This window comes from Sphingopyxis italica, assembly GCF_011926545.1.
Lineage (GTDB): Bacteria > Pseudomonadota > Alphaproteobacteria > Sphingomonadales > Sphingomonadaceae > Sphingopyxis > Sphingopyxis italica.
The window spans coordinates 39,405-52,191 of record NZ_JAATIT010000001.1 but is presented as its reverse complement, the minus strand read 5'-3'; the positions used below and the strand labels follow the sequence as shown (position 1 = coordinate 52,191).

At 67.1% G+C, this 12,787-nt stretch carries 11 protein-coding genes; 2 read left to right on the top strand and 9 right to left on the bottom strand.

The genetic code is table 11. The annotated features are described in order from the left end of the window. Nucleotides 1-109: 109 nt before the first annotated feature. The 9 genes from GGR90_RS00245 to GGR90_RS00205 form a co-directional block, all read right to left on the bottom strand. Nucleotides 110-976 carry an endonuclease/exonuclease/phosphatase family protein gene (locus GGR90_RS00245; protein WP_167918340.1) on the bottom strand — a complete coding sequence of 289 codons (867 nt, stop codon included), beginning with the start codon at nucleotides 974-976 and terminating at the stop codon, nucleotides 110-112. Next, nucleotides 973-2,319: a GH1 family beta-glucosidase gene (locus GGR90_RS00240; RefSeq protein ID WP_167918338.1), complete on the bottom strand. Its 1,347-nt coding sequence runs from the start codon at nucleotides 2,317-2,319 to the stop codon at nucleotides 973-975. Before GGR90_RS00240 ends, GGR90_RS00245 begins: the two co-directional genes overlap by 4 nt. Next, nucleotides 2,316-3,056 (bottom strand): carboxylesterase family protein, encoded by a 741-nt coding sequence (locus tag GGR90_RS00235; RefSeq protein ID WP_167918336.1) that lies wholly within the window; start codon nucleotides 3,054-3,056, stop codon nucleotides 2,316-2,318. The genes GGR90_RS00240 and GGR90_RS00235 overlap by 4 nt, the downstream gene beginning before the upstream one ends. Nucleotides 3,057-3,214: 158 nt before the next feature. Next, on the bottom strand, nucleotides 3,215-4,030 hold the full coding sequence (locus GGR90_RS00230) for a carbohydrate ABC transporter permease (protein ID WP_167918334.1): 816 nt from the start codon (nucleotides 4,028-4,030) through the stop codon (nucleotides 3,215-3,217). Then, on the bottom strand, nucleotides 4,027-4,923 hold the full coding sequence (locus GGR90_RS00225; RefSeq protein ID WP_245198319.1) for a carbohydrate ABC transporter permease: 897 nt from the start codon (nucleotides 4,921-4,923) through the stop codon (nucleotides 4,027-4,029). Before GGR90_RS00225 ends, GGR90_RS00230 begins: the two co-directional genes overlap by 4 nt. Next, nucleotides 4,920-6,188, bottom strand: a complete 1,269-nt coding sequence (locus tag GGR90_RS00220; RefSeq protein WP_167918331.1) for an extracellular solute-binding protein — start codon at nucleotides 6,186-6,188, stop codon at nucleotides 4,920-4,922. The genes GGR90_RS00225 and GGR90_RS00220 overlap by 4 nt, the downstream gene beginning before the upstream one ends. Before the next feature lie 22 nt (nucleotides 6,189-6,210). Further along, nucleotides 6,211-7,251, bottom strand: coding sequence for a LacI family DNA-binding transcriptional regulator (locus GGR90_RS00215; RefSeq protein WP_167918329.1), 1,041 nt, complete (start codon nucleotides 7,249-7,251; stop codon nucleotides 6,211-6,213). A gap of 114 nt (nucleotides 7,252-7,365) precedes the next feature. Continuing rightward, on the bottom strand, nucleotides 7,366-8,448 hold the full coding sequence (locus GGR90_RS00210; RefSeq protein ID WP_167918327.1) for an ABC transporter ATP-binding protein: 1,083 nt from the start codon (nucleotides 8,446-8,448) through the stop codon (nucleotides 7,366-7,368). A 26-nt stretch (nucleotides 8,449-8,474) separates the two neighbouring features. Continuing rightward, nucleotides 8,475-9,839 carry a sugar MFS transporter gene (locus tag GGR90_RS00205; RefSeq protein ID WP_245198317.1) on the bottom strand — a complete coding sequence of 455 codons (1,365 nt, stop codon included), beginning with the start codon at nucleotides 9,837-9,839 and terminating at the stop codon, nucleotides 8,475-8,477. A gap of 258 nt (nucleotides 9,840-10,097) precedes the next feature. Between GGR90_RS00205 and guaB the strand changes: the two genes are divergently transcribed. Together guaB and GGR90_RS00195 are read left to right on the top strand one after the other, a co-directional pair. Then, complete coding sequence (gene guaB, locus GGR90_RS00200) at nucleotides 10,098-11,555, top strand: IMP dehydrogenase (RefSeq protein ID WP_167918325.1); 1,458 nt, start codon at nucleotides 10,098-10,100, stop codon at nucleotides 11,553-11,555. 9 nt (nucleotides 11,556-11,564) lie between these two features. After that, nucleotides 11,565-12,755 carry an RsmB/NOP family class I SAM-dependent RNA methyltransferase gene (locus GGR90_RS00195; RefSeq protein WP_167918323.1) on the top strand — a complete coding sequence of 397 codons (1,191 nt, stop codon included), beginning with the start codon at nucleotides 11,565-11,567 and terminating at the stop codon, nucleotides 12,753-12,755. Nucleotides 12,756-12,787: the final 32 nt, after the last annotated feature.

The following is a 12,787-nucleotide window of genomic DNA, read 5'->3' as shown; positions in this document are numbered from 1 at the left end:
GGCGAAGGCCGGGATCTCGCCGGTGCGTTAGGACGAGAGGGTGAGATCCCGGCCTTCGCCGGGATGACGGCATTAGGGAGGCGGTGTTTTCAGTCCAATCCGATCGCGCTTAACAAGCCTCGCCAATGCACAGATCAGCAACCACCGGATAATGATCCGACGGCAGCTTGCCGCCATTCTGGTCGGTCAGCGTCGCGTGGCTCAGCACCGCCACATCGTCGCTGACGAAGATATGATCGATCGGGCTCGCGTCCGTCCGCGCGATGTCGAATCCGGTGAAGGTGCCGAGCGGGCCATAATGCGGCGTGCGGCTGACCGTGCGGCTGTCGCGCAGTGCGCCCTGGCCCGGCGCGACGATCGCGGCATAGCCCTTGCTCGTCGCCGGGCTGTTGAAATCGCCCATCAGCACCGCACTCTCGCCCGGCTTGCGCTCGCCGTCGATCCAGCGGCGGATCTGGCGCGCGCTTTCCTGCCGCGCGACCTCGCCGATATGGTCGAAATGGGTGTTCACGACGAGCAAATCGCGCTTCGCCGTCCGGTCGTGCAGCCGCGCCCAGGTCGCGATCCGCGGCAGCGCGGCGTCCCAGCCCTTGCTCGGCACATCGGGCGTCGGCGACAGCCAGAAGGTGCCCGATCCGACGAGAGCGAAGCGGTCGCGGCGGAACCCCAGCATCGAATATTCGCCCTTCGCCTTGCCGTCGTCGCGCGCGACGCCAACGAATTGATAGGCGGGCAGATCGGCCTCGACCGCCTGTTTCTGATGCTGCAGCACCTCCTGCATTCCGACGAGGTCGGGCGCCTGATAGGCGACGAGCGCGGTCAGTGCGCTCCGCCGGTGCGGCCAGGCATTGTCCCCATCCGACGCGACGTCGAGCCGGATATTATAGGTCATCGCTTCATAATGATCGGCGCGCTCTTTCGCGGCGGCGGGCAGCGCGAGCAGCGCCGCGGCGAGCAGCAGGACTTTGCGGGTCATCCGAGATTTCCTCCATTGGCGGCGATCACGCCGCTATAGAAACGCGCGCTGCGTTTCGGCGTGCGCGCCTGCGTTTCATAATCGACATGGACGATACCGAACCGCTTCGAAAAGCCCAAGGACCATTCGAGATTGTCGAGCAGCGACCAGGCCATATAGCCGCGCACATCGACCCCCTGCCGGATCGCGTCGCCGATCGCCGAGATATGGGTGCGCAGGTAATCGCAGCGCAGCGGGTCGTCGATCCCGTCGGGACCGGCCTTGGGCGGATCGTAAAAGGCGGCGCCATTTTCGGTGATATAGACGGGAATATCGCCATAGGTGTCGCGGAACCAGACCAGCATGTCGGTGAGCGCGGGCGGATAGACTTCCCAGTCGGTCGTGGTGTGCGTCGCGACCTGCCGCACCGGGGACGCGCCGACGGGCCACTGGTGTGGGTCGGCCTTCACGACGTTGCGCGTGTAATAGTTGATGCCGATGAAATCGACCGGCTGGCAGATGTCCTGAAGGTCCTCGGCGGACCATTTGGGCCAGGCTTCGCCGAATATCTCGGCCAGTTCTTCGGGATAAGCGCCTTTGAGCGCCGGGTCGAGATATTGGCGGTTCATATAGGCGTGCGCGCGCGCGGTCGCGGCGACATCGTCGGGGCTGTCGCTCGCTGGATATTTGGGCTCGATGTTGACGACGAGGCCGATTTCGTGCGCGCCCTCGCTGCGATAGGCCCGCACCGCGGCGCCGTGCGCGCGCATCAGATTGTGGCTCGCGATCGGCGTCTCGAACAGATTGCGGTGACCGGGCGCCAGCGCGCCGTGGAGATAGCCGCCGTCGGTGATCACCCAGGGCTCGTTCAGCGTCACCCATTTCTTCACCTGCCCATCGAGGCGGCGGTACATCACCGATCCATATTCGGCGAACCAGTCCGCACTATCCCGGTTCAGCCAGCCGCCCTTGTCGTCGAGCGCGGCGGGCAGGTCCCAATGGTGGAGCGTCAAGAGCGGTTCGATGTCGTGCTTGAGCAGCTCGTCGACAAGGCGCTCGTAGAAGTCGAGTCCGGGCTCGTTCACGCGCCCGATCCCCTCGGGCAGCACGCGGCCCCAATTGACGCTGAAGCGATAGGCTTTCAGCCCCAATTCCTTCATCAAGGCGACGTCGGCGGGCATGCGGTTATAATGGTCGCACGCGACGTCACCGGTGTCGCCCTTCGCCGCCATCAGCCGCGGATCGTGGCTGAAGCGTTGCCAGATGCTCGCCCCCGCGCCGTCGGCGAGCGGCGACCCCTCGATCTGATAGGCGGCGGTCGCCGCGCCCCACAGGAAATCGTCGGGGAAAATCGTCTGCGTCATTTTCTTTCCTTGGTTTTCTTGTTTGTCGCCGCGTCGGGCGGCGTGGGGAGGCGGTGAGAGAGCAGCCAGAGATAAAGCGCGGGATCGTCATAGGCCGGGTCCCAACTATTATGTCCGAGGTCGGGGTAGATGGTCAGCCGCGAGAGTCGTCCGCCGCAGGCGCGGATCGCGCGCGCCATATCGAAGCTGCCCTCGGGCACGACGACATCGTCGCGGTCTCCGTGAAAGGCCCAGATCGGCGTGTCTTTGAGTGCGCAAGCGGTCGCCGTCTCGCCGCGCCCCGCGACCGGCGCGACCGCCGCGAAGCGGTGCGGCTCGGCCGCGGCCCAGCGCCAGCTCGCATGGCCGCCGCGGCTGAGCCCGGTCAGATAGATGCGCGTGGGGTCGATGCGCAGCGTCTTCGTCACATGATCAAGCAACCGGTCGAGCTTCGCGACGTCCCAGTCCTGATCGGCGCCGAGCAGCGGCGAGACGGTGACGAAGGGGAAATCGGGGCTGCGGTCGGCGATCTTCGGCGGGCCGTGGACCTTGACCTTGGCGACATCGTCGCCGCGCTCGCCCGATCCGTGGAGGAAGATCAGCAGCGGCCAGTTCACCTTGGAATCGGCATTGTAGCCGCGCGGCAGGAAGAGCTGATAGGGGTAATTGTCCACCGCGATCGCGGGTTGCGGAGTTTGTCCGTCGGCCGCTTGGGCCGTGGCGGGAAAGGAAAAGGCGAGCGCGAGTGCCGTGAGCACTGCGTTCGCCGACCCGCGCCCCGTTCGTGCTGAGCTTGTCGAAGCACCGTTCTTTCTTCGCTGGGCCCAAAATAAAGGACAGCCTTTCGACAAGCTCAGGGCGAACGGAGTGGAAGGTGGCGACATGATCGTTCCTTGGACTGGGGAGAGAAATCGGATCATCCCTTCACGCTCCCGGTCAGAAGCTCGCTCAGATAGTAACGCTGGAGCGCGAGGAAGAGGATGAGGACGGGGAGGGTGGTGACGACCGCGCCGGCCATCATTATCTCATAATCCTGGACATTCTGGCGGCTGTGGGCGGCGAGCGCGACGGGCAGCGTGTAGAGATCCTGATCGGCGAGAATGATCAGCGGCCACATGAAATCGTTCCAGCTCGACAGGAAGACATAGAGCGCCAGCGTGACGATGATCGGCGCCAGGACCGGCAGCACGATACGGCGCAATATCTGCCCCTCGCTCGCGCCGTCGATGCGCGCCGCTTCGAGCATCTCGTCGGGGATCGACAGGCAATATTGGCGGACGAGGAAGATGCCGAAAATCCCCGCAAGCCACGGCACGAGCGCGCCGGCATAGCTGTTGACGAGCCCCATCGCCTTGAGTTCGAGGAACAGCGGCAGCATCCCGATCTGCCCCGGCACGACGAGCGCCGCGACGAGCAGGCGGAAGGTCGCGTCGCGGCCTTTGAAGCGCAGCTTGGCGAAGGCATAGCCCGCCGGAATCGTGAAGAGCAGCGCGAGCCCCGTCGCGAGCGTCGAGATGAGAATGCTGTTGAGCAGGAAGCGACCGACGCCGAAACTGCCGAAGAGCAGGCGGTAATTTTCGAGTGTCGGGCTCGTGGGCCACAGCGGCGGCGGGAATTGCGCCGCTTCGCCGCGCGCCATCAAGCTGACCGACACCATCCAGATGAGGGGCGCGATCGTGACCAGCGCGACGAGCGCGGCGAGCAGGGTGACGGACCAGCGGCGCAGGCTCATATCGCGCCGCTCCGCTTGGCGAGCCTGAGCTGCACCAGCGTCACCGCGAGGATGCAGAGGAAGAGCAGGAAGGCGACCGCCGCCCCCGAACCGAGGTTCCACCATTTGAACCCCTCCTCATACATGAAATAGAGGATGGTGACGGTCGACTGCGCGGGGCCGCCCTGCGTCATCACATAGGGTTCGGCGAAGAGCTGGAACATGCCCGCGACGGTGAGCACCGAGACGAGCAGCAGCGTCGGCGCGATCGCGGGCAGGGTGACGTGGCGCAGCCGCGTGAACCAACCCGCGCCGTCGATCCGCGCCGCCTCGTCGAGCTCGCGCGGCACCGTCTGCAACGCGGCGAGGAAGATGATCATATTATAGCCGAAGGTCTTCCACCCGACGAAGAGCAGGATCGCGGGCAGCGACGCGGTCGGGCTGCCGAGCCAGTCGATCGGCGGCATCCCGAAGAAGGAGAGGAGATAGTTGAGCAACCCGTAGCGCGTGTGGAGCAGATAGCGCCAGACGACCGCGGTCGCGACGAGCGTCGTCACATAGGGCGCGAACAAGGCGACGCGCCACACCGGCCGCCATGTCAGCCAGCGCGAATTGACGAGCATCGCCGCCAACAGCGACAGCGCGACGATGAAGGGCGTGCCCACCGCGACGAACAGCAAGCTGTTCGTGATAGCCTTCCAGAACAGCGGGTTCTCGAGCAGGCGTTCGTAATTTTGCAGGCCGACGAAGCGTAAATTTCCGATGTCGGCGAGCGCATAAATGTCGAAATCGGTGAAGCTCAGAAACAGCGACGCGATCGCGGGAAGGACGAAGAAAAGCAGGATCGCCGCGAGCGCCGGCGACGACATCGCCCAGCCCGCGCGCGCCTCGCCCACCCGGCCGACCGCACTCAAAGCGCGCGTCCTTGGCTCAGCATCCAGCGCCGCTTTTCGAGCAGGCGGTCCGCGCGCGCGTCGATCTCCTTCGCGGCCGCATCGACGCTATATTGCCCGCGCACCATGCGTTCGGCGACGACTTGCATCTCGGTGACGATGCGCTCCCATTCGGGCACTTTGGGCAGCGCGGTCGCGCGCTCGAGCTGGACGCGGAACGGCGCAACCGCCGGGTCGTGCATCAACCCCGCCGCGGTCCACACCGAGCGCCGCGCGGGCAGATCGCCCGTCGCTTCGTGGAGCGCGAGCTGCGCGACCGACGCCGTCAGCCGCGCCACCAGATCCCACGATGCCTTGTCATGCGCGCCGCCCGCAAAAACGACGAGGCTCGACCCGCCCGGCGCCGCCGACCCGATCCCGTCGGGCCCCGGGTTCACGGCGGTGCCCCAATCGTCCTGCAATGCCGGCGCGAGGCGCTTCTTCATGTCGCCGATCGTCCACGGGCCCGACAGGAACAGGCTGAAATGGCCGCGCCCGAATTCGGTCCAGACATTGGAAATCTGCGCCATCGAGACCTTGGGCGCGAGCTCCTCATCGAATAGCGATTTGTAAAAAGCGAGTGCGGCCTTGAACTCGGGTTCCGAAAAGGCGCCGCGGCCGCCCTCGTCGCGCAGCATCCGCGCCCCGGCCGACAGCGCCAGCGTCGTCAACTGCTCATATTCGTTGAGCGGATAGAGCAGCGCATAATTGCCGTCGCCCGCCTGCTTTTTCACCTTATGCAGCGCCGCCTTCCACTCGGTCCACTCGGGCGGTGGCGCACCATAACCCGCGCGCGCGAACAGATCCTTGCGATAAAATTGCAGCCGCGTGTCGACATACCAGGGGACGCCCCACGTCTTGCCAGCAATACGATTGGTGTCGATCACCGCGCCGAACTGGTCGGCGAGCAACCGCCTCGCATATGGAGGAACCGGCTCGATCGCCCCGATGGCGGCCAATTCGGCGATCCAGCTGTTGCCGACCTGCCCGACGCTCGGCAGCGATCCGCCCGCAAAGCCTGTGAGCAATTTCTCGTGCGCCGCGGTCCACGGCAGCGGCTGGACCGCGATCGGCGGCGCGTCAGCGGGCCAGGCGATGCCCCCCAGCAGCGCGGGCAGGCTCGCCGCCTCATTGCCCATCGCCCAGATCGTCAGCGTATCGTCCGCGCGCGCGCCGCAGCCGCCGAGCAGCGGGGCGAGGGGCAGCGCGGCGAGCGCGCCGGTCATATGGCGGCGCGTCAGCTGCATCGGCAAAGGCGCGCCAGTCGGCTCACGTCGGCGACGCTCCCGCTGCGGCACTCGCTCGTGCGGCGCCGGGCAGGCTCGCGGTGGTGCCGCGCGCGATGAGGTTGGGGTTCAGGATCGTTGCGCTCGCCGCGCCCAGCGCGTCGCCGCGCAGCAGGCGGAGCAGCAGCATCATGCCCGTCGACCCCAGCCGGTCGATATTGACCTGCATCGTCGTCAACCCCGGGCTCAGATGCCGCGCGAGCGGGATGTCGTCGAAGCCCGCGACCATCACGTCGCCGGGCACCGATACGCCCGCGCGCGCCAGCTCGGCGATCAGCCCGACCGCCATCTGGTCGTTCGCGGCGAAGACCGCGTCGGCGGGAAGCTGTCCCTCGACGAACAGGCGCGCCGCCTTTTCGCCGCTTTCCTCCGAAAAGTCGCCGGGCAGGATCACCGGGCTGCGTTCCCCCGCGATCTTCGCCATCGCCTCGACGAAGCCGCGCTGGCGGTCGCGCGCGTCGCGGTTGTGCTTGGGTCCCGCGATATGGACCACCTGCCGCGCGCCGGCCGTCAGCAGCGCTTCGGTCATCGCATAGGCGCCGCGATAATTGTCGACCGCGACGAAAGGCAGGTCGAGCGGTCCGGCGTCGTAATTGAGCAGCACCGTGGGCAGCGCCGGGTCGAGATAGTCCGCCAGCAGTTCGGGCTTCAGATCGGGCGGCATGACGAGCAGCCCGTCGACGCGCCCGCGCATCGCGGCGATCGCCGCCGCGGTCTCGTGCGTGCTGCCGTGCATATTGCCCAGCAGCAGGTGCATCCCCGATTCATGCGCGACCAGGTCGATGCCGCGAATGATTTCGGAGAAGAATTCGCCGAACAGGTCGGGCAGGATGACCCCGACGGTGTCGGTCTTGCGCCGCGTCAGGCTCCGCGCGCCGCTGTGGGGGACGAAATTCAGCTTCTTGACCGCCGCCATCACCGCCGCCCGCGTCGGCGCGGTGACATTGCCGAGCCCGTTGATCGCGCGCGATGCCGTCGCGACCGAAACCCCCGCTTCGCGGGCGACGTCCCTCAATGTTGCCATGCCGCTGGCCCCCTTTCCCTCATATGGCGACGGGCCGCTTTCGCGACTCCGTTCCTCTCTCGCCGGGCGCGGAAACGGCGACAGCGTAACCGGTTACAATGGCGAAATGCAAGGTCATTTGCCTGTCGTCTCCAACACTTCGCCGGTGGAGTCGAACAGGTGCAGATGTCCGGACGCGAAGGACGCGGCGACCGTGTCGCCTTCCTCAAGGCTGCCGTCGTCGCGCAACTGGCACGCGACGGGTTCCTCGCCTTCGCGGCCGCCCAGATGCAGCGTCGCCAGCCCGCCGAGCCGCTCGATAAAGCTGATGGTGAAGGGCAGCGCGCCCGGCGCCTCCCCGATCGCGATATCCTCGGGCCGGATACCGATCGACAGCGGCGTTCCGGCCGGCTGTGGCGTCGTAAGCGAGGGCAGGGCGATGCTGCGCCCGCCCGCCAGCGTCGCGCGGCCGTTTTCGGCCATCGTCGCCGCCAGAATGTTCATCCGCGGCGTGCCGAGGAATTGCGCGACAAAGATATTCGCCGGCCGCGCATAGAGTTCGCGCGGGGTGCCGACCTGTTCGATCCGCCCGTCGCGCATCACGATGATGCGATCGGCCAATGTCATCGCCTCGACCTGATCGTGCGTCACATAGAGCGTCGTCGTGCCGAGCTGGCGGTGAAGCTCGGCAAATTCATACCGCATCCGCACGCGCAGGTCGGCGTCGAGGTTCGACAGCGGTTCGTCGAACAGGAAGATTTGCGGCTGGCGCACGATCGCGCGACCGATCGCGACGCGCTGGCGCTGTCCGCCCGACAGCGCCGCCGGCTTGCGATCGAGCAGCGGCTCGATGTTCAAAATCGCCGCCGCCCGCCGCACCGCCGCATCGATCGCGACCTTGTCGGCCTTCGCGATGCGCAGGGCGAACGCCATATTCTCATAGACAGTCAGGTGCGGGTAGAGCGCATAGGATTGGAACACCATCGCGATCCCGCGTTCCGACGGCGCGAGGCCGGTGACGTCGCGGTCGCCGATGCGGATGCGGCCGTTCGTCAGTTCCTCAAGCCCGGCGACCGACCGCAAAAGCGTCGATTTACCGCATCCCGACGGGCCGACGATCACCGTGAACTCGCCGTCGGCGACGTCGATCGACACGCCCTTCAGGACCTCGGTCGTCCCGAAGTGCTTGCGCGCGTCCTTGATCGACAATCCGGCCATGATCCCCCGCCCGCGTTTCCGGCTCCTCAGTGGACCGTCACGCCTGTGCTCGCCTGCCGCGCGGGCGCGCGCCCCGCGGCGACCGCGAAGATGCACAGCGCGACATAGCAGGCGGCGGGCAGGGCCAGCGCGGCGGTATAGCCGACCGCGTCGGACAATTGCCCCGCGAGATAGGGGATCGCCGCGCCGCCGACGATCGCGGTACACAGCAGCCCCGACGTCGCTTCGGCGCGTGCGGTCGAACGCTCGAGCGTCAGGGTGAAGATCACCGGGAACATGATCGAATTGAACAGGCCGATCGACAGCGCGACGAAGCCCGCGCTCACCCCGCCGACGAATATGATATAGAGGCAGAGCAGCGCCGCGACGGCGGTGAAGATGACGAGCAGCTTCGATGCCGAGAAACGCGCGAGCAGCACCGACCCGATCGCGCGGCCGATCATCGCGCCGCCCCAGTAAAGCGCGACGGCTTTGCCGGCTTCCTGCAACGACACGCCGGGCACGCCGTCATTGCCCATGATCCAGCCGAACGTGCCGAAGGCGGCGTCCGACTGGCCCCAGATCGCATCGCTGTTGAGGAACAGCGCCATCTGCGTCCCGATCGCGACCTCGGCGCCGACATAGAGGAAGATGGCGAGCCCGCCGAGCAGCGCCCAGCGCGACGAAAAGGCCTCGCGGATCAGCTCGCCCATCCCGGCGCGCTCGCCGATCGGCGCGGGCGGCACCGCTTCGTTGACGATGCGCCGGCTGAACCAGAAGAAGAACAGCAGCGCGATGATGAGGCCGCAGATCCAGAAATAGGCCGCGTCGATCCCGCCGAGCGCCTGCGCGCGCACCGCCTCGGTCACCACCGTGCCTTCCTTGACCTCGACGCCTTCAAGGAACAGGTGCGCGCCGATCAGGGGGCCGAGGAAGGTGCCGAAGCTGTTGAAGGTCTGGCTGAAGGTCAGGCGGAAATGGCTGCGTTTCGGGTCGCCGAGGGCCGCCGCGAGCGGGTTCGCCGCGACCTGCAAGATGGTGATGCCGCTCGCGAGGATGAACAGGCCCGCGAGCACGAGCGGATAGACGGCGAGGTTCGCCGCCGCGAGCATGACGAGGCAGCCGGCGACCATCGTCGACAGCGCGGTCAGGATCGACGGCACCGAATGAAAGCGCGCGATCAGCGCCGCGGCGGGAAAGGACATCAGGCCATAGGCGATGAAGAAGGCCGATGCCGACAACTGCGCCTCGGCATCGCTCAACGTGAAGATTCCCTTCACCGCGGCAACGAGCGGGTCGATCAGCGAGGTGATGAAGCCCCAGGCGAAGAACAGCACGGTCACCGCGGCGAAGGCCGCCATGGCATTCGACCGGCCGCCGGGGTTGGCGGCCGCCTGGCTGGGCAGGTTCATTCGGAATATCCTCTTCGCCGGAACTATGTTATGCGCAGCGGTCTAACGAGCGGCCGGAGGCAACGCAACCGGTTACACCGGTGCCGGTGGTAAGCGTCCTCGCGGCTCACCGACTGCCCTTCGGAATCGCGTGAAATAATCGTTCGTCCCCCACTGGCGCGCGCGGGCGCGACTGGTTACATGGGCCGCCACCAAATGATTCGCGTGTGCCGCCCCGAAATCCGGGGCAGGCGCCGCCCGCACCAGAAAGTGGCACCCATGGAAATCATCACCGGCCTGACCTTCGACGACGTGCTGCTGGTGCCCGGTCCATCGGACATCCTGCCCTCGGATGCCAATCTGTCGACCCAGCTGACCAGCGAGATCAGCCTCAACATCCCGGTCCTGTCGTCGGCGATGGACACGGTGACCGAGGCCGACATGGCGATATTGATGGCGCAGATCGGCGGCATCGGCGTGCTTCACCGCAACCTGACCGTCGAGGAACAGGCGGCCGCGGTGCGGCAGGTCAAGCGTTTCGAAAGTGGCATGATCGTCAACCCGATCACCATCACCCCCGACGCGCCGCTATCCTTTGCGACCGCGCTGATGGACCAGCACCGGATTTCGGGCATTCCGGTGGTGGAGCCCGGCGGCAAGCTCGTCGGCATCCTGACGCACCGCGACGTGCGCTTCGCCGACAATCCGGGGCAGCCGGTGCGCGAGCTGATGACCGCCGAAAATCTGGCGACGGTGCGCGCCGGGGTCGGGCAGGATGAAGCGCGCAAATTGCTCCATCAGCGCCGCATCGAAAAATTGCTCGTCGTCGATGACGATTATCACTGCACCGGCCTGATCACCGTCAAGGACATGGAAAAGGCGGTCAATTTCCCCGACGCCACCAAGGACGGGAACGGCCGCCTGCGCGTCGCGGCGGCGACGAACACCGGCGATAGCGGTGTCGAGCGCGCCGAAGCATTGCTCGAGGCCGAATGCGACCTGATCGTCGTCGATACCGCGCACGGCCACAGCAAGGGCGTCGGCGAGACCGTCGCCCGGATCAAGAAATTGTCGAACCGTGTCCAGGTGCTCGCGGGCAACGTCGCGACCGGCGATGCGACGCGCGCGTTGATCGACGCGGGCGCCGACGGCGTGAAGGTCGGCATCGGTCCCGGCTCGATCTGCACGACGCGCATCGTCGCGGGCGTCGGCGTGCCGCAGCTCACCGCGATCCTCGACAGCGTCGAGGCCGCCTCGAAACTCGGTGTTCCCGTGATCGCCGACGGCGGCCTCCGTACCTCGGGCGACGTCGCCAAGGCGCTCGCGGCGGGCGCGTCGAGCGTCATGGTCGGCTCGATGCTCGCGGGCACCGCCGAGGCGCCGGGCGAGACCTTCCTCTATCAGGGACGCACCTACAAAAGCTATCGCGGCATGGGCAGCGTCGGCGCGATGGCGCGCGGCAGCGCCGACCGCTATTTCCAGCAGGACATCAAGGACCAGATGAAGCTGGTCCCCGAGGGCATCGAGGGCCAGGTCCCCTTCAAGGGGCCGGCGAAGGACGTCATCCACCAGATGGTCGGCGGCGTGAAGGCCGCGATGGGCTATACCGGCAGCCGCACCCTCAAGGATTTCCGCGAGCGCGCCAAATTCGTGCGCATCACCAATGCGGGGCTGCGCGAAAGCCATGTCCACGACGTCGCGATCACCCGCGAGGCCCCGAACTATCCGGCGGGTTGAGGCCGGCCGGTGACCCCCGCCGCCCGCATCCAGACCGCGATCGAAATCCTCGACGCCATCGCCGCCGCCGCGCGCGAGGGCGGGGCGCCGGCCGACGCGATCTTCGCCGAGGCGATGCGCGCGCGCCGCTACGCGGGGTCGAAGGACCGCCGCGCGATCCGCTCCCACGTCTATGACGCGATCCGTGCGGTGCGCTCGGCGCCTGTCTCGGGCCGCGCGGCGATGCTCGCGCTCGCCGACCCGCAGCCCGAACTCGCGGCGCTTTTCGATGGCTCGCCCTACGGCCCCGCACCGATCGCCGCCGACGAACCGCGCGCCGAAACCGGCCTCGCCGCGCAGGCGCTGATCGACCTTTTCGATCCGCTGGTAGGCGATGGCGAATATGGCGCGATGCTGACGCGCGCGCCGCTCGATCTCCGCGCCAACCGGATCAAGGCGGAAGGCGCCGATTTCGCTACGCTGTTTCCCGAGGGCGAGGCGATTCCCGGCGCGCCCGATGGCTGGCGGCTGCCGCCCGAAACACCGGCCATCCAGCATCCGGCTTACGCCGAAGGCCGCTTCGAGGTGCAGGACGCCGCGAGCCAATTTGCCTCGGCCGCTTTGGACGCCGCGCTTGGGCAGCCGATCGTCGATCTCTGCGCGGGCGGGGGCGGCAAGACGCTCGCCATCGCTTCGCTCACCGGAAACGACGCCGACATCCTCGCCTGCGACACCAACCGCGCCCGCCTCCAGCAACTCGCCCCGCGCGCCGAACGCGCCGGCGCGACGCGCATCGAAACGCGGCTGCTCAATCCCGGGCAGGAAACCGACATGCTCGCCGACTGGCGGGGCAGGGCGGCGCGCGTCTTCGTCGATGCGCCTTGTTCGGGCAGCGGCACCTGGCGCCGCAGTCCTGAACTGCGCTGGCGGCTCACCCCCGCGCGCCTTGAACGCCATCGCGCCGATCAGGCCAAGCTGTTGGACATAGCCGCCGATCTGGTGGCGCCCGGCGGCAAACTTCTCTATGCTGTCTGCTCGATCATCACGCGCGAGGGGCGGGCACAGGTGGACGATTTTCTCAACCGGCATCCGGGCTGGACGGCCGACGCCGGCTATCTCCCCGATGGTATCGGACGCGCCGCGGGCGCGGGTTTCCTGCTGACCCCGGCGCACGACCATTCCGACGGATTTTTTCTCGCACGGTTGACATCGCCATGTTAGCATCCCCTCCGATGAAGCGATGGGAGAATGCG